We start from the raw sequence: 24268 nt of genomic DNA on the forward strand, positions 1-24268 counted from the left end.
CTCTGACTGCCAAAACAGCACTCTTATCCTTAACCGACTAGCTTTAATGTTACTTCAGAAGCCGTTAATTCTTTTATAAATTGGGTAAAATCCTCACCCAAAGCATCATGGCGCAAGCCATACTCAACAAATGCCTTAAAGTAGCCCAGTTTATCACCACAATCGTGGGACTTACCAGACATATGAAACGCTTCAACGCTTTCTTCTACCATTAACATATCGATGGCATCAGTCAGCTGGATTTCATCACCTGCACCTGGTGGCGTGATCGCCAGCTTGTCCCAAATCGTCGCGGATAGAATATAACGTCCGACGACAGCTAAGTTGGATGGCGCATCATCGAGAGCAGGTTTTTCGATCATTGCTTTCAACGGTTGCGCTTCACCCGGACCAAATGAAACCCCGTCACAATCAACCACACCGTATTTTGAGACATCTTCCATCGGCACCGGCTCGACCATAATCTGGCTGACTTGCGTCGCTTCAAAGCGCTTCAGCATTGCAGCCATATTCTCTGTCGACTGATCCGCTGTGTATTCATCCAGAATGACATCTGGCAACACCACAGCAAATGGTGAGTCACCAACCAACGGTTTCGCACACAATACTGCATGACCCAGCCCTTTGGCTTGGCCCTGACGGACATGCATAATGGTCACATCCGGTGGGCAAATGGACTGAACTTCATCCAGCAACTGACGCTTGACCCGTTTTTCTAAGGTCGCTTCAAGTTCAAACGACGTATCGAAGTGGTTTTCAATCGCATTTTTTGACGAGTGAGTCACCAGCACAATTTCCTTGATACCAGCCTGAATACACTCATTGACAATATATTGAATGAGTGGTTTATCAACTAAAGGCAGCATTTCCTTTGGAATTGCCTTGGTTGCAGGCAGCATTCGTGTTCCTAGCCCAGCCACCGGAATGACGGCTTTTGTTATTTTTTTCATCATAGCCCCTAATATTTCCATTAAACTGTCGCTATATCCTATATAGAGACAGTAATAAAATGATGCAGTGGATAACCGCATCATTTCATCAAATCATGAATGAGTACCGCATTTTGATACCGGTCAAAAATCAATCACTACCAAACAGATCGCGGGTATACACTTTTGACTCTACATCAAAAAGCTCTTCTGCCATCCGGTTCGAAACTATCACATCAGAAATGGATTTAAATTCATTTAAATCTGAGATCACAGCTGAATGGAAGAACTCCTTCTCTTCTAATACTGGCTCATAAATGACGACATCGATTCCTTTGGCTTTGATCCGCTTCATAATGCCCTGAATACTAGACGCACGGAAGTTGTCAGAGCAGACTTCATGATTAAACGATAAATCCCGACTGTTTTCGGGCTGCGACTAAAAATAGAGTCAGCAACGAAATCTTTACGTGTCGTGTTGGCGTCAGCGATTGCACCAATCAAACAGTTTGGTACATCTTTGTAGTTCGCACGTAACTGCTTGGTATCTTTCGGCAGACAGTAACCACCATAACCGAATGACGGGTTATTGTAGTGACTGCCAATACGTGGGTCTAAACCAACACCTTCGATAATCTGACGCGTATCCAGATCATGAGATTCGGCGTAAGAATCCAACTCATTGAAGTGCGCCACACGCATCGCAAGATACGTATTAGAAAACAACTTCACCGCTTCGGCTTCGGTTGAATCGGTAAACAAGACTTCAATATCGTCTTTGAGCGCCCCCTCAACCAGCAAATCAGCAAATCAGCAAATCAGCAAATCAGCAAATCAGCAAATCAGCAAATACTTTGGCACGCTCACTTTGCTCACCCACAATGATTCGGGATGGATATAAACTATCGTAGAGAGCACGGCCTTCACGGAGAAACTTTGGTGAAAAAATAATATTTTTTCAACCCAGTTCTTATTTTATCTGCTTAGTGTAACCAACCGGAATGGTGGATTTGATAACCATCACCGCATTTGGGTTAATGGCCATCACATCTTTTATCACAGCTTCAACTGAAGAAGTATTGAAGTAATGATTAACAACATCAAAATCGGTTGTTGTAGCAACAATTACAAAATCAGCATCTTTATAAGCTACTTGCTTATCTGATGTGGCTCTAAGTCTAAGGTTTCTATTTACTAAAAATCTCCAATTTCTGCATCTACAATTGGAGATATACGATCATTTAACATATTAACTTTATGCTCATTGATACCGATAGCAACGACTTCATTATGTTGGACTAATAATACCGCATTTGAATGGCCAACATAACCAGTACCTGCTACTGCTATATTCATAAAATTCCTGCCATGATGCAAATCAATATTACTTTCTAAAAACTGCACGATATGCATAATAAATAAAACACTCAATTGAAATAAAGAGTGAAAGTTTTTCAATATCGCGATAAATTTGCCACTGACGTCGAGCCTTCTTTATTTTATTTCTAGATATTGAATTTGGCATAATTCTATAACGAGTTAAAACCTTTAATATAGGGTATGCCAAACTATCCTCCTTAAGCAGCTTTAGCCATAAAGCATAGTCTTGACCTGTTCTAATTAATGGCATATTCAAGTCATTAAAAGAATCGACCTTTAACATAACTGTTGAACAGCCTAAAGTAGCCTTTTTCCGAAGCATATCATCATAGCAGACTGGTCCGCTCAAATGGGAATCAACAACTTTACCACATAATTCTCCACTTTCATCAATCAATTCATAACAAGTGAATGAAAAATCAACTCTATTATCAACCATGAAAGAAAGTTGAGTTTCTAATTTAGAAGGCAACCATAAATCATCACTATCTATGAAGGCAAGATAATGACCATTAGACTGAGAAATGGAGTTATTTCTACTATGCGCAGCACCTGAGTTTACTTCATTTCGAAATATTCTGATTCTTTTATCATTATCAGAAAGCTCTTTTAATATATCATAAGTATTATCTGTTGAGCAATCATCGGTAACTAACCACTCCCAATTAGAGTAGGTCTGATTCTTAATAGATAAATAAGTTTCTCGAATCTGCTCAGATGAGTTATAGGTTGGTGTGATAATAGAAATTAACATGTAGCCTCATATATTGTAAAGATTATTTTGATGATAAAAGCGCTCAACTTTAAGTAGCATAAAACCGACGACCACATATACATAGTAGTTAAATGTTAGATAGTCACTTCTGAATAAGTTAGATAGAATAAACACTAGAAAATATAAAAAAGAATATTTATACTTTACAACTAAGCTAAAATACTTAAAGAATAATGAAAGTGTAAAAAACAAAATCAAAAAACCAAACTCAACTAAAACGTCGACAAAAACATTGTTAGTAGTTTCATAGATTAGATAACCATTAAACCAATCATTGAAGTATTTAATTGAAGAGGGTCCAAAACCAATAGAACAAGTTATTATTGAACAGTTATCGAAAAACATCTTTGGTGCTAAAATTAAGTCATGGGATCTAGCTGAAGAGCCAGATGATTCAGTATTAAATCTATCAAGTATGAACTGAAATATATAAAAATCTTTATTTAAATAAAATATAGAAAAGACAAGAAAAATAAATAGTATTAAAAATGCAAAAGTTCTCACTGAAAAACTTCGAAATAAATAAGTGAAAAAAACGATGAAAAAAGCAAAAATAAAACTCATAGAGAAGGTTAAAAAACCAAAAATTATAGAAGCTAATATAAGGCACAAATATATTGATTTCTTCCGCAAACTAGATGCATAAAAGAACAAAGATAAAACTAAAATTTGCAATAATGCCCTTGCCATATAACTAGGTTCATTAGCAATTCCTGTTAGCCTATGAGTTAGAGAATCTCTAATATTACTTTCTACACCATGAACAGTAGTTTTTCCAATTTCAGGAAAATAAAAACCAAATTTAAATGATAGCTGCTGCCATGCCAAAATTAAAAGATGTATAGATAAGAACAAAAGAAAAACTTTAATATAAAGCAGGCATTTATCTACACTTGTTAATCCAACTAATTTAAGAGCAACTGTAAAGTACAGAAAAAAAACAACCAACTTAACTATTCTTATAAGTAATTGATTATCTATATCATGAAAAAATAGAGCTCGATGTAAACTTGACAAGACAATTACACAAGCAATCGAAATAAATAAAACATAATAAGAGCTATTAACTTTAACACTATGGCCAGTAATTAAGATTGATACTATTAGAAAGAATAGAGCCAAGACAAAAGTAACTTGAGATACTGCAAGATTAACATCAAAAATAGAAATTAAGGGTATAAATAGCAGAACAAAAATTTGACTATTAAATTTAACTTCCATAGTTTTCACAATATAGACTATTAATAAAATCGAGATTTACTTCATTAAGCTGACCAGCTAAAGAGAGATCATTAATCTCTAGCTTTCCATGTAAAATACTTAAAACCCTAAAAATAGGCTGTTGATTTATCTCATAATATGAAAAATAACAATTTTCACCTCTAAATAAACCTTTTGCAGTATTATTAGATAAAGAAAACAATCCATTTAAAAGCGAGTTTTGTTCATTACTATCTACAGTTGGCTGAAAATGACTGAATGAACTTCTGTAAAGATTTCTCTTTTCTGGATGTGATGTATATACACTAACTCCAGGATCTTTCACGATGCAACTGCCATTAATCCATAACTCAACTGATAAAGCATCATTATGCATATGCCCACATGATTGCCCACCTGTTCTAAAAGAAATATATGTATTCTCATTCTTCAAAACAAGTAATCCAAAGTTTGGATAATAATACTCATCAAAATGTTGAGAGCATAAATCAAAAGTGTATTTTTTCCTTGAAAAAGATGAAGGCTTTATATTTCGAAAGACATATTCACTATAGTCACTGTCAAGTTTATCTTTCTTGGAGAACATATATATGAATTCATTACTAAATGTCCCATACTTTAAATGATTAAAGACGAAATTATAATTAAATTTCAAATTTAACATGTCTTTTGATAATTCAGGGGCAATATTCAAAAACCAACCGCTATCATTATCACCAATAAGTGGAACAGTGTTCGTAATATCGTTAGTTATATTCTTGATAAATTTAAAGCTTTTGATCAACTTGTTTTCAAATCTTTTTGTAAATCGCTTTTCATCAATAAAATACAAAGCCCAACAAATCATATCTAAACTATATCTATGATATGAAGTGCTGGATTCAAAGTTCGATCCATCATCATTAAATTGATAGTTAAACTCATTGAGTAGTTTACTTTTTAACTGTTTAAGTCTTTTATAATCCTGAAAAAAAACAGCTCCGATTATAGATGAGCACAAACAAGATAAATGGTGATTATTTCTTAAGCCAAAATTAAATTCATCATGAGCCGATAAGTATCTATAATGTTGATATATAAATGGCAAAGAATCATCTAACAAAGAATGCTTGTTATTTTGTTTCAAAAGGCAGAATGTTGAAATTAAATTCACCATCCTAATGCCAACTTCCATTGGGCACTGCCAATGGATACCTGAGCCTATTTTATTTAATGAAGCAAACTGTTGAATTCTATTTGATATTATCTCAGGGTAAGATTCGTGGCCATCTGATTTATAATCATAAAGTAAAGCTAGATAAACTAACTCTTTTAAACGAGCAACTTCCCAAGGAACTTTGATATCAGCCCCATCAACTAAATAGTCTTTTTGGGATACACGCCCAGTATCAAATGCTTTATTGTTAAAAAAGTCATAATGATAATCTATTTCACCACCATTATTCACAACCGATTTTAACCCATAACCTAAAATAAAGCATTTACCATCAAGATAGTTATCAGCTATACACTTCAAATTAACATAATTAGTTGGACGTGGTAATTTTAATTCTTTAATTTCCCATTTTACATTATAACTTCCTTTCTCAATGATCAAGTTAGAGTATTTGTAATAAAGATTAAATCCAGGTCTCACTATACGAAAAAATATTTTGTTGACTAGATTTTTAAAACCAATTTTTCGATAAAGTGCAAGAATACTATTTAAGCGTTTCAATCAAAGCCTCATAAAATAAATTCGCGTTATACTCTCTAGAATATTTATCAATATTTTCATTTACTGAAACCGAAGGTACTTGTAATAGTTCGGGAAACTCTTCAGCAAAAAAGGATTCATGATTGACATCATTTATAATCCTATAGGCTTCATTATTTCTTCCACCCAACATTAATATTGGATTATGACTAAGAATGTAATCAAAAACAGTTGTGGTTGGTTCCCACTTTAATTTTGTTGATGTAATCAAAATTGAAAAAGAACATGTATTAATCTGTTTTAATAGCTCTTGTCTTCCTATAAAACCCTGAGGCTGATATTCAACATTCTCAAGAGACGATATATACTTTTCAAGATCTTTGGTTATTCTTCCCCAATGCTTTAAATTAATTGTTTTGTTCAATTTAACGAGATGTTTACTTAAAACACTTAGGTCGCTTCGTAAATCTAATGAATCTCTAAAAGAAGATATTGTGCCAACTAATGCAGCATTTAAAACATGTGATTGAAGACTGGAGCTATTATTAATCTTTTTAATTTCTTTCAAGTCATTAATCAAAAAACCATTGTGTACATTATACACTGGTAATCTCTCAGTCTGTTTTTTAAAATTAGCAATAAGGTGATTTTTACTATACTCACCGACACACACAATTGAATTGACATATTTTAAGCTTCGAGAAAATAGGTTTCGATCAATTACATTTAATAATTTAACCAAGGGTTGGAATATTTTACTTCTAGATTCTCGATTCAACTCTTGCAATTGTAATTGATCTCTTAAATCTAATAATATTTTAGTCTTTCCTTTTAAGCTTAAAGAAAAAAAATAAAGGAGTGAAAATCGAGGCACAGAGAGAACAATTAAATCATATTTTTTTGACAGCTCAATTAACTTCTTCTTATATTTGAAGAAATTGAGAATAAAACTTAATGTATTAGAGGTCTTAGCTTCATCTAAAGTCATAATACCGGATTCAAAAGAATCTTTTTCACCTGAAACCAATACTTCAACATCTAAATCTTTATCCTTCAAAGAATTTACCAAGTGAGTCGTTCTTTGAGATGATACTTTATTAGGATCATTATAAAAATTACAAACAAATAGAATTTTAGACATGGTTATACCCTAAAAAAAGATTTTTTATAAAGTCAAATCTACTTCCCTTATAATTCCAGCACTTTTTAATAAAAAAAGCAAAGATGAGCGGAATAGAAACTACAGGTCCATAGATAACTTTAAACATAGCTCCCCTAGACATTATGGAGTTTTTCTTATCACTCAAAGTACCATTTGACTCTCTGGGATGAGAAAATACGAATATATCAAAATGTTTGCCGGTTGCTTTGTTTTTCAAAAGTGAGGCTAAGAATATAGGTTCATCGCAAGCAGATAAGTAAACACCAGCCCCAAATCTTTCGTCAAACCTAATCGATTTGTTGATTGCAAATTCTCTCCTTAAGGAGATCTCTACAGTTCCATAGCGCAAAATAGACTTTAATGTGTGGAGTGTATTATCGCTTGGATATTGCTTCCTTGGTTCATTAAACTCATCACTTATTTGATGTGTTGCAAAAATTAGTCTTCCATCGTTTTCATATTGATTAACTATTTTTTTAAATTTATCATTAATAAAGCTAACATCATCATCCATAAAAAAAACAACATCAGATGTTGCTTCACTTAAAGCAATATTTCTACTCTTTGCTACACCGATTGTATCTGTATAAACTATTTTGATATCATCACGGTTGATATCAAAGATATTATTACATGGTTTTTGAATAACAACAATATAGCTTAAATTTTCAGCTTTTGGTAAATTTTGATAATCTATATCAAAAGCACGTTCTGAATATGTAGATATAAGAAATTGATAGGTAAGCATATTTAATTATAACTGTGTGAATTTATGTTTCTTTTAAACATCACTCTAACGACAAGACAAGTGATAACTGCAATTACATACTGAGATAGAATCAAACCAGGTATTGAATAATAAAGAGCTAATGAATATGACACAATTATGGTGATTGGAAAAATTATTAGATCCTTATTTAAGTTTACTTTTGTCAATCCTAAGGAATTAAAAGCAACAACTTTAATGATGTAATAAGATGAAAACAACCAAGGCCCAATCATAAATATAATATATTTAAAAGAATCTTTATAATTAATTAAAAACACCGGCGTATATTTGTATAGAAAATAAAATATTGATCCTGACACTAATGCTATTAAAGTAAAGCCAAAATAAACTTTTTTCTGCAACGAGTTTACTTTTGATATAAAGTCATCTTTATTTTTTGATTCCCTTGTCAATATTGGACTAATAAACTGCTGAATTACATTTCTTAATATTTGAAAAACAATCAACAAAATAGCTGAAAACGAATAAAGTCCTAACTTTTCACCATCAACATCCGTAATATTTAGTATGTAAATTCCAATATTGACAGTAACTACATTTATTATTGTACTTACAAAAGCATACTTAGCTACAGGATATGCTTTTTTTACACAATGAGTACTGATATATTTTATTTGTAAGTTTATCTTATTTTTAATAAAAAGATAGAATAATCCAAGATAAGATAAAGCTACATTTGAAAGAATAAAGCCATTCAACCCATAAAACTTTGTCGATATAATGACAGTAAAGAATGATAATATTTTTATAATTGCTTGATTTAGAGCAAGCTCTTTATATCTGTCTTGTAATTGATATATATATATATATATACTTACCAATGCTGTTGACGGTATCAATAGCAAGTATAGCCGATTATTCTTAAATAAAAAAAGAGATATCAGAGTTAAAACAACTGACGAGAACAGTATTGTGTAAAAATATGTTGTTTCTATCTTATCTCTTTCTTTGTTTAATGATATTGGATAAAACCTTAAAAAAGCAGTATTTAACCCTAGAATTGAAATCGTTGTTATAACTTCAGATATTGATTGAATTGTTTTTAAGCTTCCAAGCTCCTGTGGTGTAAGAATTGTAGCTACAGCTAATAAAGTTCCGAATGATAAAAACTTGACAACAATATTAACCGAAAAGAAATAAAGAAACTTTTTAAACATTTTGCTTTATAACTCTAGCAGGAATTCCAGCAACTACAGTGTTTTCTTCAATATCTGAAATGACAACGGAATTTGCCCCAATCGTTACATTATTTCCTATATTTATTCCACCTAGCACTACAGCTCCAGCTCCAATATAAACATTATCACCAATAACAGGTAAATAATTTATTCCAGGCTCTCTTTTTTGGTTCACATTTTTCATACCAATTGTTACATTTTGAGCTATTGTAACATTCTTTCCAATTATTGCTTTAGGGTGAATAACAACTCCTATGCCCCCATAGCCAAACTTCACTCCTTCTCCTATCCTCGTTTCCATTTTTATAGACATGCTATAAACAATTCTAATATATCGCTCACAAAGAGATTGAATAAATTTATAATTTCTTTTATAAGCCCATTTTCCTAATTTGAAAACTCGCATAAATTAGCCCTCAAAAGCTGCTAATTAATTAGCAGCTTAATTATTACATAAACTGATTTATATCTAAAAATTGATCAAGATATGTCATCTTACCACTCTTAGACAAGTTTATGTTCTCAACTTCAATTAAATTTAAATCGTAACCATTACCAAGCGCAAACTCTAGGCGTTGACGAATACTGCTAATATCTGTCTCTAAGTTTTCTTTTCTTAAATATAAAAAATCAACTACCCCAATTTCTTTTTGTTGAAAGCGAAACTGCTTTATTGTTTCAAATGTATCATCATGTATTGATGAAAAGTATGTTATCGGCATTATACTTTTACTCTTGCTTACAACATACTCTTGCATTCTTCCTTCAATAGAACTTAGCAGCTGATATTTTTTATCACAAAACTTACATTCTGAATCGCCTAGTACTGCCATGTCACCGGTTTTATAACGAATGAATGGTGTCTGAAAATTCCAAAAGCTTGTACCAACAATTTCGCCACGCTGACCTTTACTTACAGGCTCGCCATAAGAATCAACTAACTCGGTATAGCCATATTGTGGATACATATGATATGCATCATTATGAGAGCAATTTCCTCCGAAGGCCACTTTCTCTGTATTTCCATAACAGAAAGAGAGTGGCTCGTGAAATATTTTCTTTATTGCTGAAAGTTGAAATTCATATATCGGCTCTGAACCAAAACATATTACATCAAATATATGCTTCGGTCTGTTTATACCATTCTCTATCATTATTTTACACATTAGATAAAGCGACGAAGGGTAAACATGAAAAATTGGAGTTTTGTATTTATCAATCGCATTGATAAATTCGAAAACTAATTCTGCCGAAATTTCTCTGCTACTTAATCTAAGACCAAAAAAAGGATCTTTTTGAATGCTATTCTTTTGAATACCTCCTCTTAGAAAAGTACGCTTCGTTTTTCTACTCATCTTTGAATAGAAATGGGACCAAAGATCATCAACAAATGCAGTATCCTGAGCCCTTATTTTCTTTGTTTGATAAAATTGGAACTGCTTACCTGTTGAACCACTGGTAGATACTACATATGGTTTGTTTGAATTTTTTATACTAAATAATTCAATATTATCTCTGATAACTTCTTTAGAGATAAATGGTATTCTTACTACATCAGATAAGCTCTTAAAATCGCTTGGATTAAAATTATTATCTGACCAATACTCTCTATAACCCTTTGACTCTTTCCATGTATAATCAATTAGCTCTTTCATTCTATTAAATTGAAAATCAACCATCTGCTCTTTAGTAAAATGGTTTGAGTCATTTATGACTTTTCTAACTTTCAAATAATCTTTCTGGTACGGCCAAAAGTCTTCAGGTAAAGTATCTAATACAAAACCCTTTAGTTTGTCTTTGAACATTTTTGCTCCAAAAATACAATTTTGACTTCGTATTTACCATATGCCTTTTGTATCAATTACAAATTGATCTTGAATTTTTATCTTTTTAAACTGTTGATGTTCTACTAATAATACATGGATATCTGTTTTTGAAAGTGATTCGTCAATAGTAACAAGCCGAATATTATCAACATCAATTGAGTCAACATTAGGTTCAATTGCCGTAACTTCACCTGCATGTTCATTTGCAATAATCTTTGCTATTTCCAAGGCAGGACTTTCACGAAGATCATCAATATCAGCTTTAAATGCCAAACCATAACAAGTAATAGTAATATCTTTAATTGTTTTAGTTGGATTTAAATTTAAAAATTCAGCTACTGCAATTTTTACTTTATCAACAACCCAGCTTGGTTTGCTATCATTAACATTACGTGCTGTATGTATTAGCTTAGCTTTATCTGGTGTTTTGGAAACTATAAACCATGGGTCAACGGCAATACAATGCCCTCCAACACCAGGTCCCGGCTGTAAAATATTCACTCGTGGGTGCCTATTTGCTAAAGAAATTAGCTCCCATACACTAATATCTAAATCATCACAGATAATAGATAACTCGTTAGCAAATGCAATCTGAACATCTCTTGAGGCGTTTTCTGTCAGCTTTGCCATTTCAGCGGTACGTGCGTTGGTAACAACACATTCGCCCATAACAAAAGTCTTATATAACTCTACTGAACGTTCTGAACAGCGCTTGCTTATTCCACCAATTACTCGGTCATTTTGTACCAACTCTGTTACCACCTTACCTGGAAGCACTCGCTCAGGGCAGTGCGCAACGTTAACGTCTGCAACTTCACCAACCTGCTGAGGAAAAGTTAGGTCTTCGCGATATTTCGCCAGCCATTCTGCCATCTGTTCTGTTGCGCCAACTGGTGAGGTAGATTCAAGGATAACCAAATCGCCTTTTTTTAGTACAGGCGCAATCGCTTCTGCTGCTGCATGAATGTAGCTTAAATCAGGCTCAGGTACTTCACCCTCTTTGCAAGGTTTAAAAGGCGTTGGTACAGCAATCAAAAATGCGTCTGCAGGCTCCGGTGTAGTGACTGCTTTTAGGTAACCTTGCTGTACAGCAGCACTTACCAGCATATCAAGATCTGGTTCTACGATATGAATTTTCCCTTGGTTAATGGTATCCACAGCATGCTGGCTAACATCCACACCAATCACTTTCTTCTTGCGAGATGCAAACATGGCGGCTGTCGGTAAGCCAATATAACCCAAGCCAATTACTGATACCGTTTCATATGACATCATTATTTCCCTAATTTTTATTTAATATTTATTTTGATAATTCGTTCAAAATTCGCTCACATGCATTACCGTCACCATAAGGGTTATGGGCATAACTCATGGCTTGATAGGATGCTTCGTCGGTAAGCAGTGTATTTAAGTTACTTACGATCTTTTCAACATCGGTACCTACTAGTTTCACAGTACCTGCCGCAACCGCTTCAGGTCGCTCTGTGGTATCACGCATCACCAGTACCGGCTTTCCTAATGAGGGGGCTTCTTCCTGAATACCGCCTGAGTCTGTCAAAATGATATTGGCACGGCTCATCAGATAGATAAACGGCAGGTACTGCTGTGGCTCAATCAAATGCACATTGTCAATACCCGCCAAAATGCGATTGACCGGTTCACGGACATTCGGGTTCAGGTGCATTGGATAAAGTATTTGTACTTCTGGATGTTGTTTTGCTGTTTCAGCCAGAGCCTGACAAATACGCTCAAAACCGCCACCAAAACTTTCGCGACGATGACCGGTAACCAGAATCAACTTTTTGTTTTCATCCAAGAATGGGAACAGTGATGTTAAGGTCGCATTTAATTCAGCATCATTATCAATTTTTCCTTTCACCATCAACAGCGCATCAATCACCGTATTACCGGTAACCGATATGTTCTGCTCGTCATAATTTTCTTTCAGCAGGTTTTCTTTTGAAGTCTCAGTTGGTGCGAAATGGTATTTCGTCAAAGCACCAGTGAGTTTACGATTGGCCTCTTCCGGCCAAGGCGAGTAAATATTGCCGGTACGTAGACCCGCTTCAACATGCCCGACTGCGATTTGTTCGTAATAAGCCGCCAGGCTTGCTGCAAAAGTCGTCGCTGTATCACCGTGCACTAGCACCACATCAGGCTTAAACTCTTGTAGCACTGGTTTCAGTTCAAGCAGAATTCGCGCGGTCAGATCATTGAGCGTCTGGCCGGCTTTCATCAGATTTAAATCATAATCAGGGGTGATCTCAAACAAATCTAAAACCTGATCGAGCATTTCCCGATGCTGCGCCGTCACACAAACTTTCGCCTCAAAGCGCTCGTCGCCTGCTAATGCGTGAACTAATGGCGCCATTTTTATTGCTTCCGGACGGGTTCCAAAAACCGTCAAAATACGTTTCTTTGCCATATTTCTTGCCAACTTAAATAAAAATAAGATATGAGAATGACTATGCAATGTTGAATATTCTCAACATCAAGACTCAGGCATTGAGAAAGCCTGAGACAAAATTGGTTTAATTGAGACACGAAAAATACCGCACGGGCCTTGTGTCATCAGAGATAGCGGGGATTTAGGTGTTTCCTGCCAATAGGTTACTCTATTACTGTCTTGAAATACACTTAAGGCACAAAACTCCGCGCCTTAAGTATTAGTTACACCGTCATTCGTTAGTGCTTCGACTCATAGCTATAATTGTAATATCCATAGTTACCACCGTAATAGCTACTAGCTTTGCGAACCACGGCATTCAAAATAAACCCTTTTATTTCGATGCCATTCTGCTCGAAGCGCTGTTTAGTGACTTCAACTTCTTTGACTGTGTTCTGGCTAAAGCGTCCTACCAGCAATGAGGTTCCCGCATGGGCGCCAACAATCGCCGCATCGGTGACTGCCAGAATCGGTGGCGTATCAACAATGACCAAATCATAATTCGTTGATGCCCAATCCAACAGTTCTTTAAAGCGCGGATGCATCAACAATTCTGATGGGTTTGGTGGCACTTCACCTCGTCCGATAAACGCCAGATTTTCGACGCCCGGGAGTTTCACCAAGTTTTCGATGCCCACCTGGCCACTGAGATAATCTGATAACCCAGGTTTTGCGCTCACGCCCATTTGGCGCTCCATCCGCCCTTTGCGCATATCCGCATCGATCACCAGAACCTTCTGACCAGCTTTGGCGACCACAGCTGCCATATTGGCAGAGACAAACGACTTCCCGATGCCCGGACTTGGACCGGAGATCATCAGGATATTGTTTTTGGCTTCCATCATTGCAAAATGCAGACTGGTACGCAGACTCCGGAGTGCTTCAACCGATAAATCGGCCGGGTTAGAAACCGCCAATAAAGTCTCTTCAACTGAAAGCCTTTGCTTTCCTTTTTGCTTGTTCTCAAGTTCAATCTGCCAGTCAGACATTGGAACGCTGGCATACACAGGTAAACCAATGGCTTCAATTTCATCCGGATTCTCTACACCGCGATGAAATGCAGCACGGAGTAAAGCAATAGCAACGGCTAACATGCCGCCTAGCAAAGTTGCCAACACGACAATCAAAGGTTTCTTCGGCTTCACTGCCTTAGTATAAGATTGCGCTTTATCGAGAACACGAACATTCCCCACCGTGCTGGCTTTGACGATATTCAGTTCCTGGACTTTATTCAGCAGTTCAACATAGATTTGCTGATTGACTTCAACATCACGGGTTAAACGCAGTACCTCGCGCTGTGTCTTCGGCAGCTTTTGGATTTGCTGATTCAGTCGTTCTCGCTCTGAAAGTAATGTTTTTCGTTTATCCAGCAGAGAGATATAAGCCGGGTGCTCTTTAGTGAAACGCTGGGAAATTTCACTTTCTTTGAAGGTCAGGTCGTTCAGTTTCGCTTCCAGCTCGACCATGACATCCAGCGTCGATTTTGCTTCTAAGCCTAAATCGACGGATTCGTTTTCCTGGCGGAATTGATTTAGTAAGTCTTCTGAGGCGGTTAGCTGCACTTTAATATCCGGTAAGTGACCGCGTAAAAACTGCAGGCTTTTTTCCGCCTCCGCTGAATTACGCTCCACATTTTGCAAGAAGTAATTCTGACTAATGTCATTCAAAATCACTTCAATCGCCGCTCGGTTTTCGCCAGTAAACGATAACTGAAGAATACCCGTTTGTTTACCGCGCTCACTCACCGCAAGGTTTTGTTGCAGCCATTGGATCGCATCCAGGCGTGATCGCTTGGCGACCGTAAAGCTATCACCATTTTCTGCGTCAAGCTTCGACACAAACATCTGATACCCATCAGCTTGAACCAACTCTCCAACGGTCCCGGTTAAGATTTGCTGCTCTTCCTGGTCGGTCAGCGCATAGCTGCCAAGCTCACCATCTAACACAGTCAATGTATAAACAGGCATATCAGTATTTTCCGGGATGTCGAAACGCTCAACCTGCGCTTCAATCGGCGCTCCTTGAATGCGTGCAAGCCCTTTGCCGATAACTGGCAAGTAGTTAGGTGTAACAACAGTAGTTAGATTATGCTTATCAACGGTTTTACCCAAAATCATCCGCGATTTCAGGATTTCAATTTCAGTTGATGACGAGGATTCACTGGCAAACAGCTCTCCCATCTCACCCAGTGCCGGCATCCCGGAGCTTTTCTGCTCGACTTGGATCAGGGCATCCGCTTTGTAGACCGGTGTTGCCAGTAGTGCGTAAGCAATCCCTGCAATCGCGAAAACAAAGGTGATTGCAATAATGATCCAGCGGCTATCCAGCAAAATACCAAACAGTTTACCCAGATCAATCTCTTCCGAGTCTTGTTTCACCTGAGTGTTTTGAGTAACGCTCATAAATTTTTAACTCAATATCAATAGGTTATATCGTAATCATATTTCTGATTGTAACATCGAACCATTACGGCCAGTTTCTAATCCGCAGCACGCCCTCACCCAGCTCATTGAAGCTGGTAATGGTTGGGACCAGTTGGGTAATCACACGGTTCCAACGGACGATCGGCGCCGCAGTCACATAAACCACATCGTAGGGCTGCAATTCAAATTCGGTTCCGATGACCAAAGCTGACGCATCAGACAAATTCAACTGATAGATGTCAGCCAATCGTTGTTGCTGCTCAGTATTGGTGTTGCTTGGATTCACATCCTGAGTCATCTTGCTTCGGATCACAAACACACCGGTTGCATCTGCTGAAAGCTGGTTGATGCCACCGACATTACTCAGCGCTTCGGTCAGGCTCATTCCTGCCCGGTCGATTTTCAGCAATTTTGGCTCATTGACTTCGCCCATCACAAAGACTTTCTGCGCGTCGTTACGTGGTACATGCACAATATCGCCCGGACGGAGCAGGCGATTTTGGGTCAAATCGCCCCGTTGCATCAGCGCGTACAGAGAAATTCGCTCTTCCTGCCCATTTCGGGTCAAGGTCACATTGCGCCAGTCTGCATTTTCAGCAAGGCCATCGGCGCTATTGATCGCATCCAGTAATGTCAGCGGCACATTGGTAATCGCTTGCTTGCCTGGCTTGTTGATTTCACCTGTGATGTAAGCTTTTTGCGAACGGAACGAAGCAACATTGACATCCACTTGCGGGCTTTCGATATAAGCAGCCAGGCGCTTGGCAATCACCTCTCTGACTTCTGTGACAGTTTTGCCAGCAACTTTTACCTGACCAATATAAGGGTAAAAAATTGTACCATCAGCGTGAACCCAGTTCCCCGCTTCCGCAGAACTCCGATAAGAACCAGCAGGAATCGTCAGCTCCGGGTGATCCCAGATCGTAATATTGAGAATATCTCCGGGCCCAATACGGTACTGATAACGTGCGATTTCAGCGTCTAAGGCTGTGTTGGTTTGCGAAGAAGCTTTTTTTGCTTTAAATCGCATCGCTGTCGTTGCCGTCAGAGGGTATACATTGACCTGCTCCGAAATGTCCTTTTCCTGCTCACTGCCTGTTGTGACCACATTCTTGTTATCAACACTTAAATGGGAACCAGGCACAGTACATCCAGCCAACATTGCTGTTGCTACCGCTGTAATGAGAAGCTTTTTTGTAAAATGCATCATTCGTAAAGTTCAACTTTCAAATTGATTGATATGCTTAGATAACACCCGAGGATATGTCCGCCCAATTCTCGAGCGTACATTCACTTCTTCTTGTGTTTGCGCGATTAAACCGAACAGCAGGGTTTAATCATGGGTTGGAACTGGTCGCTTCAGACTGGGGAGGTGCAAATTAGATACGCTACCGCCCTTGGGTTCGAGTTCCCAATGCACTCAGAGAGCTTCAATTGTGTTTAGTGCGGAAACAATCCTCTGTTTCGACAGACATCCCTGATGTTGCGCACTGAAACGTGACGAAATATCAAAAGTTATACATTTGTCACGATTGCAGCCGCAATATTCTACACAGAATGGGCTAAGAGAGAAACTCAAATTTCACACATTTTTATGGTAACCTTGCCACATTTATATCGCAACCTATTGAATTATCGCGCAATTAAAAATCCAACAGTTACACCGCAATTCATTACAGTCAAAAAAGTTACTAATTGACACAATCAATATTCTGAGACCTTGTTCCCTAAATTAAATCAGCTTTATGACAAATTGATGGTCCCATTGCCTTCCAACGCGATAGCTCATATCATTAACGGGAAGGTTATCTTCGCTTTGTTATTATTAGTTCTATAAATAAGGGAATAGGATGAAGAAGACTGCAATCGCACTGCTGGCTGCAATGTCGATGGCTGGTTCAGCAATGGCTGCCACAGAAACCACTTCCGGTTCTGCTGGCTCAGCGGGCTCTACTTCCACGGCTTCAACGGCAGGCACCACGTCTACCACTGCATCAACAGCTGGTACAACAACGGCTTCTACTGCAGGTACAACAGCTTCGACAGCTAGCGCAGCCTCAACAACGGCAGCTACTGCAGGCGCCTCAACAGGCGTTGCAGCTGGTACAGCTGGTGCAACTGTTGCAGCAGCCGGTGGAATCACAGCAACTGCAGTAGCTGCAGCCGCTGCTATCACAGTTGCCGCTGTTGCCGTTGCTGACTCGTCAAACAACGACAACAACAACACAACTTCTGTATCAGCACAGGGCTAATTGTCAGCGTTTATACAAACAAAGACAGACCAAGCTGATCACAGTTAATGATCATAACCGCACATGAGTGCGGTTATTTCTTACCTTCAATTTGTCCTAATTACTGCTCCGGATGACTTATGTTTGCAGTCACCTTATTCTCTTTTGTCACCCCCCCCTTCCGGCCAATACGCACCTGTTTCACTCTTCTTGTTGCGACTCTCTTTTTGAGCGGATGCAGCCAGAAATTTAATGACGTCAATGACACGCTTCGCCTTGCACTGCTAGGCGAAACTGATGTCCAAAAAAGTGAACTTGAAATTCAAAGCCTGCCCTATGCCAGTTTGTATGCCCGTTTAGGTGATGGTCCGCAGGCGTTTATGGTACTGGCGCTTGCTGAGCCAAGGTTTGGCTCTTCCCCCAACAGCCAGCAGCCGCTCCAACTGAAATGGCTGTCGAGTGATCAGGGGATGCTGGTGACCGAACATGGTCGCTTAGTCAAAACGCTGAATCTTCCGAGTGGAAATCTGAGTGCGTTGCAATCAACCGTCACCGATCCACTGGCACAGGGCCTCCACCTGGCGCAAACCCCCAAGCACTGGCAACGGAAAATCGACTGGCAACCCGGTTATCATTTCGGTTACCAGCTCAATTCAAAGTTTTCGAATCAGGGGAAAGCCGTTGTCCTGATCAATGACACACCGGTCGAAACGTTACATTTTACGGAACACGTAACGGTTGAAAGCCTGGCAATGACATTTGACAATGATTTCTGGTTACACCCGCAAACCGGAACAGTCCTCAAGAGTAGGCAAAAACTGGCGCCCGGTCTGCCTTATGTTGAGATCACGCTACTCAAACCTTTTTCAGCACATTAATGTCCCAAGGCCTTCAATTGAGTAATCTTCAAATGACGAGTTTTAACCACACCTCTCCATCCCTGTTCCGTGTTGTGGCGAAGATCACCTGCGGCGCCGCGATGCTCATGGGTAGCCTGAGTTTCTTCTCTTTAGTTCCGCCAGCTTCTGCGACGCAGGGCACGACACAGCACCTATCAACCCCACAATCCGGGGTTCAAGTAAGTGTCGCGACTTCAATCACCAACCAACAACAACTGCAACTGCGCTATGCTCAGCCGGTCCGGGTGAGCCAGATCCTTGAAGACACCCGTCAGAATATTCACCGTATTACCGGAAAATCTGAAACAGGCCCAATCTACTGGCCCGGAGCATCTTTCTATTTGAACCAAACCCTACCAGATAAATCACGGGTTATTTCCCGGCTTCAAGCACTTTCACAGCAATGGCAAGGTGAGCAACAAGCGACGGTTCTGGCGTTGATCGAACAATTGGAAAGTCAGGTGTTTCCCCCCCGAATTTTCTCTGCGGTTGATGTGGATCAAGTCCGGATCACACCATCGCTCAATCCCCTAATATCTGAAAATATGTTGCTTGTGTTGCCGCCCCGTCCAACATCAGTTTTAGTTCTTGGGGCAGTCAGCTCTCCGCAACAACTGCCATGGCAAGAACGGACCGGCGCTCGTGAGTATTTAACACAGCTGAAACCCCTGGATAACGCAGAAAGCAGCAATGCCGTGGTGATCCAACCTGATGGCACGATTGAGCACCATCCCATCGCATACTGGAATCATCAACACCGGGATATTGCGCCTGGCGCAACTCTCTATTTGGGTTTTCAATCTTTGCCTTCAGGATTTGAATCTCTCAATCAAGACATCATCAACTTGCTAAGACACCGGGCCCTCTAATGAAACAAGGTATTCTCTTTTCACTGTCTGCGGCGGCATTGACGACATTGCCCGCCGCATCACCCCTGGCAGATGAGTTCAGCGCTCCGGCGTTTACACCGTCACAAACCGACTTTGGCGGCGTCGGTCTGATCCAAATGCCTTCCGGCCGGATGGCTGCAGAAGGTGAGTTTACGGCCGGCGGTACATTCAATGATGAGTACCACCACTATACAGTGTCACTGCAACTCCTCCCCTGGCTGGAATCCACCATTCGCTACACCCTGGTTCAGGATCTGCTCTATAGTAATGACGAAAATTTCAGTGGCGATACCAAATACACCGACAAAGGCATTGACTTCAAGGTTCGACTACTGAAAGAGAGCTACTGGTTACCGGAAACATCCATCGGGGTGCGGGATTTCGGGGGGACCGGACTATTTGATGGTGAGTTTATCGCAGCCAGCAAACATATCGGACCGCTTGACTTTACCCTCGGCATCGGTTGGGGCTATCTTGGTAACAGTGCCAACTTCCGGGGTGATAAAGCACTGGGCAATGACTGTGATCGGGGGACTGAATATAAAGGCAAAGGTGGGAGTGTCGATTTTGAGCGCTGGTTCAGTGGTTGTAGCGCCCTGTTCGGCGGTATTGAATATCAGAGCCCGTGGCAACCCCTGCGTTTGAAATTAGAGTATGACGGCAATGATTACACCAGTGACTTCCCGGTCACCCGGGGTGGCATCGACATGCCGCAAGACAGCAAGCTCAACTATGGCATGCTCTATCGCTTGAGCGACTGGGGAGATCTCCGCCTCAGTTATGAACGGGGCAATACCTGGACGGTCGGCTTCAACCTCAACACCAATTTTAATCAGATGAAGGCAATCTGGCGCGATGAGCCGACGCCGGCCTATCAGCCCCGCCACACATCACCGGAGCAAGGGCTCTCGGCTAAAGAATGGGAGCAATTGGCGCAAGACTTACATACCATCGCCGGCTACCAGGATCCGACAGTTTACGCCTCCGAAGAGGCTATCACCGTAGTTGCCCCGCAAACCAAATACCGTAACCGTGATGAGGCTCACCAACGCGCGGCAACCTTGCTTGCAAACCAGGCGCCCGAAGCAAAAGAATACCGGCTGGTTGAAACTGCCAACCACCAGGCAGTTACTGAAACACGGATCGATCGTGAACAGTTTGCCAGGGTGGCACAGCATGAATATTTCAATGCCGACATCAGTGATGCCAGCAGCGTTGGCTCTCCTTCAACCCCAAACGGAAAACTGATTGCTAAATCTGACAAGGCCTGGGATATCAGTGTCGCCCCGACCCTGCAGCAATCCTTCGGCGGCTCTGAAGATTTTTACCTGTTTAATATTGGGGTCAATGCCGGTGCCAGTTACTGGTTCGGGGATCATGTCGAGCTTGGCGGCGGCCTCTACTTCAATATCTATGACAACTACGACCAGTTTCTGTATGAAGTCCCACCCGATGGCACCGACCTGAAACGGGTTCGGACGCTGGTGCGCCAGTACATCAATGACAATCCGGTACGCGTCAACAACCTTCAGCTCACCTGGATGGATCGCCTGGGGGATAACTGGTACAGCCAGGCGTATGCCGGTTACCTGGAGATGATGTTCGGCGGCGTTGGCGGTGAAATTCTCTATCGTCCGTTTGGCAGCAACTGGGCCGTAGGCCTGGATGCCAACTATGTGATCCAGCGCGATCCGGACTCGCAGCTGGGCTTTTTCACGGAAGAAGTTCAGTTTGATCCTATCACCAACCGAAATTACCGGGTTCAAACCGGTGCTGTGACCGGCCATGCCACGGTGTATTATCAGCCGCAGTGGGAATGGCTGCCGAATACCCTGTTCAAAGTCAGTGCCGGCCAGTACCTGACAGAAGATAAAGGGATCACCATCGACTTTTCTAAGCAGTTTGACAGCGGCGTCATTGTCGGTGCCTTTGCGGCAAAAACAAACCTGTCGGCAGAAGAGTTCGGCGAAGGGAGCTATAACAAGGGCTTCTATATCTCAATTCCGTTTGACGTGATGACCGTGAAGCCAAGCACCAACCGCGCCACGATTTCCTGGTTACCGCTGAGCCGGGATGGGGGTCAGATGCTGAACCGCAAATACCAGCTGTTTAGTGTGACAGATGCCCGCTCCCCCTGGTATGGGCGAAAGCCGATGAACAAATAATTATCTTTTTCAATGAGCTGAAATCAAAAGCGAGGTATATAAATACCTCGCTTTTATTTATAATTCTATTATTAGCGTGATCTTGAGCGAGAAATATCTGTCTATTCCTGCGAAGCATTCAATTTAAGCTAAAATAGTGATTATAAAAACACAACAAATCGTCAAACATATGGCGAACAAAATGTCACTTTTTTGACTTGATTGTAAAAGAGGTAACTGGGCATGTTTAGGTTGTACGCTCATTTTTCAGTGAATCACCCGCTGCTCCACAAATTTAACATATTAATTACAATGACAATTTTTATTTTAAGTTGCTATCAGCTGCTTGAAAACAATAACCTTGAATACGCAATTGGTTTTATTTTTGTCGCCATTCCGACCTTAATTTTTGCCCGATCTTCAGATTATAAGCGTAAGTATTTGAGTACAAATAATTAGCATTCATTAATAAAAAAGTGCTATCAATTAGCACTTTTTCATTAAGCTTATTCAACTGATTCTGTGATCACACAAGCTATGCAGTCGCCGACTGCTGCAGTTGAAGCCACATTTCTTTAACGATCACCTGATCCGCTGGTGCTAGTTCTGATTGTGCATCAGAGAGACTTTGTTCAACCAGGGTATTCATCTGCGCCACATCAGTGATGCCTTCGAGTTCGCAATTTGCAGCTGAAAGCGAAATATGACCTCGCAGGTACCCGCCAGCAAACAGCTCATCATCCGATGCGGTTTCTACCGTCTGATCAATCAACGTCAGTAGTTTCTCTTCGTATTGCTGGATCATCATGTTCAGTAACTCTTCATTCAAAGGAATTTTGGACCCGGAGATTGTATGCGGCTGACGCTACAGCGCAAGTACCGGCTCAGGAAAATCTGCCGGGCGCAGCGAATCAATCTGGTAGTGTTCACGGAGTGCCTCCGATAAAATCTTCGCCCGCTCAGGTATCCCCTGTTCGAGATAGCGCAACACCTGCTCGCGCACTTTTCGCGTAAAGCCAATTCGATCCGGCTCACAGCTGCCGCTTAAATTATCACAGCTGACCTGAAAACGAAATCCACAGCTGGCTGACAAAATCCACTCCACGGCCTGCGGTTTGATTTCGACTTTTTCAAACTCAGCCTGCTTTTCTGCCGTCCGGCCATCCGGCTCATACCAATACCCGTAGTCTTCCAACAACCGGCGTTCGGAACCGGCAATACACCAATGCGCAATTTCGTGCATGGCCGAGGCAAAATAACCGTGGGCGAAAATAATCCGGTGATGCGGATGTGCCTCATCCGCTGGCAGATAAATCGGTTCATCGGTACCGCGAACCAGTTCGGTATTGTAACTTTCTAAAAAAGTTTGATTGAAAATAGAAATCAAATCGATGCAGTTGTGTGGCATGACTTAAAACTCATTAATCTCATCCAGGAAGTCGTCCAGGTACTCTTCATCCTGTGGCTCTTCCAACTCCAACTCGCCACCGCTCGCGCGGAAGTTACGGTTCTGGATATAGGCATCACGGGTGAAGAGGTACGGATCCGGTGAATCTTTCAGCATCGCTTCCTGAGAGACCAGTGCTGCGCGATCTTCCATTCCTTCGAAGGCCCATTTACCCAGGCTTTGCCAGAAAGTCAGTAAACTCAGCGGGAAGTACAAGCCATCGACATAATCGCCGGTCCCTTCACGCAGAGTGGTCGGGCCATAGAAAGGCACCATGAAATACTGACCGTTCGGCACGCCGTGATAACCCATCGCATCGCCAAAGCCAGGCTCGGCGGGTTTACGAATATCGGCGGCCGAGGCAATATCGATCAGGCCACCAATCCCGAACACGGTATTGATCCAGAACCGGTTGAAGTGAGTGACCGCTTGCTCGCCATCGAGCATGATGATGCTGTTGACCATGTTGGCCGGCTCATCCAGGTTAGAAAGAAAGTTGCGAATGCCTGTTCGTAACGGTGAAGGGACATAGTCAACGTAAGCCAGCGACACCGGACGCGCGATATATGGGTCAAGGTAGTTATAATTCAAATCCCACATCGTGCGGTTAAAACCTTCAAAGGGATCATACGTCCCTTCGACGTTATAAGCCGGGCCTGCTTCAGCCAACTCCGCATTGGTTTCTGCATCCACCGTGCTTACGGTGTCATCGTTGGGTGTCTCAGCACATCCTGTGAGCAACAATGCGAATAAAAAAGTGAGTAATGTTATTTTTTTCAATGAGATACCCTATGAAACAAAAAAGCAGACCGGACAATGATATCCAGCCTG

The 24268-nt window shown here is 40.4% G+C and carries 20 protein-coding genes and 1 pseudogene; 3 read left to right on the forward strand and 18 right to left on the reverse strand.

Annotated features, from left to right (window positions below; genetic code table 11):
• Positions 1 to 29 precede the first annotated feature (29 nt).
• The 15 genes and pseudogenes from galU to NNL38_RS11645 form a co-directional block, all read right to left on the reverse strand.
• A complete protein-coding gene (gene galU / locus NNL38_RS11575) occupies positions 30 to 950 on the reverse strand; it encodes a UTP--glucose-1-phosphate uridylyltransferase GalU (RefSeq protein WP_255390627.1) in 921 nt (306 codons plus the stop codon).
• A gap of 130 nt (positions 951 to 1080) precedes the next feature.
• Positions 1081 to 2285: pseudogene (locus tag NNL38_RS11580) on the reverse strand (nucleotide sugar dehydrogenase).
• Between the two features lie 28 nt (positions 2286 to 2313).
• Positions 2314 to 3063: a glycosyltransferase family 2 protein gene (locus tag NNL38_RS11585; protein ID WP_255388190.1), complete on the reverse strand. Its 750-nt coding sequence runs from the start codon at positions 3061 to 3063 to the stop codon at positions 2314 to 2316.
• A 6-nt stretch (positions 3064 to 3069) separates the two neighbouring features.
• Positions 3070 to 4305 carry a hypothetical protein gene (locus tag NNL38_RS11590; RefSeq protein WP_255388191.1) on the reverse strand — a complete coding sequence of 412 codons (1236 nt, stop codon included), beginning with the start codon at positions 4303 to 4305 and terminating at the stop codon, positions 3070 to 3072.
• A complete protein-coding gene (locus tag NNL38_RS11595) occupies positions 4295 to 6022 on the reverse strand; it encodes a heparinase II/III domain-containing protein (protein WP_255388192.1) in 1728 nt (575 codons plus the stop codon). The genes NNL38_RS11590 and NNL38_RS11595 overlap by 11 nt, the downstream gene beginning before the upstream one ends.
• Complete coding sequence (locus tag NNL38_RS11600; protein ID WP_255388193.1) at positions 6006 to 7142, reverse strand: glycosyltransferase family protein; 1137 nt, start codon at positions 7140 to 7142, stop codon at positions 6006 to 6008. Before NNL38_RS11600 ends, NNL38_RS11595 begins: the two co-directional genes overlap by 17 nt.
• Positions 7135 to 7911 carry a glycosyltransferase gene (locus NNL38_RS11605; RefSeq protein WP_255388194.1) on the reverse strand — a complete coding sequence of 259 codons (777 nt, stop codon included), beginning with the start codon at positions 7909 to 7911 and terminating at the stop codon, positions 7135 to 7137. The genes NNL38_RS11600 and NNL38_RS11605 overlap by 8 nt, the downstream gene beginning before the upstream one ends.
• Before the next feature lie 2 nt (positions 7912 to 7913).
• Positions 7914 to 9110 (reverse strand): lipopolysaccharide biosynthesis protein, encoded by a 1197-nt coding sequence (locus NNL38_RS11610; protein WP_255388195.1) that lies wholly within the window; start codon positions 9108 to 9110, stop codon positions 7914 to 7916.
• On the reverse strand, positions 9103 to 9537 hold the full coding sequence (locus tag NNL38_RS11615) for a serine O-acetyltransferase (RefSeq protein ID WP_255388196.1): 435 nt from the start codon (positions 9535 to 9537) through the stop codon (positions 9103 to 9105). The genes NNL38_RS11610 and NNL38_RS11615 overlap by 8 nt, the downstream gene beginning before the upstream one ends.
• Positions 9538 to 9580: 43 nt before the next feature.
• Positions 9581 to 10936, reverse strand: coding sequence for a phenylacetate--CoA ligase family protein (locus tag NNL38_RS11620; protein WP_255388197.1), 1356 nt, complete (start codon positions 10934 to 10936; stop codon positions 9581 to 9583).
• A gap of 33 nt (positions 10937 to 10969) precedes the next feature.
• Positions 10970 to 12229: a UDP-N-acetyl-D-mannosamine dehydrogenase gene (wecC, locus tag NNL38_RS11625; RefSeq protein WP_255390628.1), complete on the reverse strand. Its 1260-nt coding sequence runs from the start codon at positions 12227 to 12229 to the stop codon at positions 10970 to 10972.
• A gap of 28 nt (positions 12230 to 12257) precedes the next feature.
• Positions 12258 to 13382: a non-hydrolyzing UDP-N-acetylglucosamine 2-epimerase gene (wecB, locus tag NNL38_RS11630; RefSeq protein ID WP_255388198.1), complete on the reverse strand. Its 1125-nt coding sequence runs from the start codon at positions 13380 to 13382 to the stop codon at positions 12258 to 12260.
• 260 nt (positions 13383 to 13642) lie between these two features.
• Positions 13643 to 15805, reverse strand: a complete 2163-nt coding sequence (locus NNL38_RS11635; RefSeq protein ID WP_255388199.1) for a polysaccharide biosynthesis tyrosine autokinase — start codon at positions 15803 to 15805, stop codon at positions 13643 to 13645.
• 64 nt (positions 15806 to 15869) lie between these two features.
• Positions 15870 to 17033, reverse strand: a complete 1164-nt coding sequence (locus tag NNL38_RS11640; RefSeq protein WP_304414201.1) for a polysaccharide export protein — start codon at positions 17031 to 17033, stop codon at positions 15870 to 15872.
• A gap of 624 nt (positions 17034 to 17657) precedes the next feature.
• A complete protein-coding gene (locus NNL38_RS11645) occupies positions 17658 to 18050 on the reverse strand; it encodes a hypothetical protein (protein WP_255388201.1) in 393 nt (130 codons plus the stop codon).
• A 234-nt stretch (positions 18051 to 18284) separates the two neighbouring features.
• Here NNL38_RS11645 and NNL38_RS11650 point away from each other — a divergent pair, with 234 nt between their 5' ends.
• The 3 genes from NNL38_RS11650 to NNL38_RS11660 are packed head-to-tail and all read left to right on the forward strand — an operon-like array spanning position 18285 to position 22011.
• Positions 18285 to 18935 carry a YjbF family lipoprotein gene (locus tag NNL38_RS11650; protein WP_255388202.1) on the forward strand — a complete coding sequence of 217 codons (651 nt, stop codon included), beginning with the start codon at positions 18285 to 18287 and terminating at the stop codon, positions 18933 to 18935.
• 17 nt (positions 18936 to 18952) lie between these two features.
• On the forward strand, positions 18953 to 19825 hold the full coding sequence (locus tag NNL38_RS11655) for a capsule biosynthesis GfcC family protein (RefSeq protein WP_255388203.1): 873 nt from the start codon (positions 18953 to 18955) through the stop codon (positions 19823 to 19825).
• On the forward strand, positions 19825 to 22011 hold the full coding sequence (locus tag NNL38_RS11660) for a YjbH domain-containing protein (RefSeq protein ID WP_255388204.1): 2187 nt from the start codon (positions 19825 to 19827) through the stop codon (positions 22009 to 22011). Before NNL38_RS11655 ends, NNL38_RS11660 begins: the two co-directional genes overlap by 1 nt.
• A 514-nt stretch (positions 22012 to 22525) precedes the next feature.
• Here the strand turns inward: NNL38_RS11660 and NNL38_RS11665 are convergent.
• From NNL38_RS11665 to NNL38_RS11675, 3 genes are read right to left on the reverse strand one after another with little or no spacing between them, the layout of a single operon-like run.
• Complete coding sequence (locus NNL38_RS11665; protein ID WP_255390629.1) at positions 22526 to 22795, reverse strand: YfcL family protein; 270 nt, start codon at positions 22793 to 22795, stop codon at positions 22526 to 22528.
• 60 nt (positions 22796 to 22855) lie between these two features.
• Complete coding sequence (locus tag NNL38_RS11670; RefSeq protein ID WP_255388205.1) at positions 22856 to 23398, reverse strand: elongation factor P hydroxylase; 543 nt, start codon at positions 23396 to 23398, stop codon at positions 22856 to 22858.
• Positions 23399 to 23401: 3 nt separating this feature from the next.
• Entirely contained in the window at positions 23402 to 24217 is an 816-nt protein-coding gene (locus NNL38_RS11675) for an MlaA family lipoprotein (protein WP_255388206.1), read from the reverse strand.
• Between the last annotated feature and the right edge of the window lie 51 nt (positions 24218 to 24268).

It is taken from the genome of Photobacterium atrarenae (assembly GCF_024380015.1).
Taxonomy (GTDB): Bacteria; Pseudomonadota; Gammaproteobacteria; order Enterobacterales; family Vibrionaceae; genus Photobacterium; species Photobacterium atrarenae.

Coding starts and splice junctions, on each gene's coding strand:
- galU (WP_255390627.1), bottom strand. CDS start 950: ATGAAAAAAATAACAAAAGCCGTCATTCCGGTGGCTGGGCTAGGAACA.
- NNL38_RS11585 (WP_255388190.1), bottom strand. CDS start 3,063: ATGTTAATTTCTATTATCACACCAACCTATAACTCATCTGAGCAGATT.
- NNL38_RS11590 (WP_255388191.1), bottom strand. CDS start 4,305: ATGGAAGTTAAATTTAATAGTCAAATTTTTGTTCTGCTATTTATACCC.
- NNL38_RS11600 (WP_255388193.1), bottom strand. CDS start 7,142: ATGTCTAAAATTCTATTTGTTTGTAATTTTTATAATGATCCTAATAAA.
- NNL38_RS11605 (WP_255388194.1), bottom strand. CDS start 7,911: ATGCTTACCTATCAATTTCTTATATCTACATATTCAGAACGTGCTTTT.
- NNL38_RS11610 (WP_255388195.1), bottom strand. CDS start 9,110: ATGTTTAAAAAGTTTCTTTATTTCTTTTCGGTTAATATTGTTGTCAAG.
- NNL38_RS11615 (WP_255388196.1), bottom strand. CDS start 9,537: ATGCGAGTTTTCAAATTAGGAAAATGGGCTTATAAAAGAAATTATAAA.
- NNL38_RS11620 (WP_255388197.1), bottom strand. CDS start 10,936: ATGTTCAAAGACAAACTAAAGGGTTTTGTATTAGATACTTTACCTGAA.
- wecC (WP_255390628.1), bottom strand. CDS start 12,229: ATGTCATATGAAACGGTATCAGTAATTGGCTTGGGTTATATTGGCTTA.
- wecB (WP_255388198.1), bottom strand. CDS start 13,382: ATGGCAAAGAAACGTATTTTGACGGTTTTTGGAACCCGTCCGGAAGCA.
- NNL38_RS11635 (WP_255388199.1), bottom strand. CDS start 15,805: ATGAGCGTTACTCAAAACACTCAGGTGAAACAAGACTCGGAAGAGATT.
- NNL38_RS11640 (WP_304414201.1), bottom strand. CDS start 17,033: ATGCATTTTACAAAAAAGCTTCTCATTACAGCGGTAGCAACAGCAATG.
- NNL38_RS11660 (WP_255388204.1), top strand. CDS start 19,825: ATGAAACAAGGTATTCTCTTTTCACTGTCTGCGGCGGCATTGACGACA.
- NNL38_RS11665 (WP_255390629.1), bottom strand. CDS start 22,795: ATGATCCAGCAATACGAAGAGAAACTACTGACGTTGATTGATCAGACG.
- NNL38_RS11670 (WP_255388205.1), bottom strand. CDS start 23,398: ATGCCACACAACTGCATCGATTTGATTTCTATTTTCAATCAAACTTTT.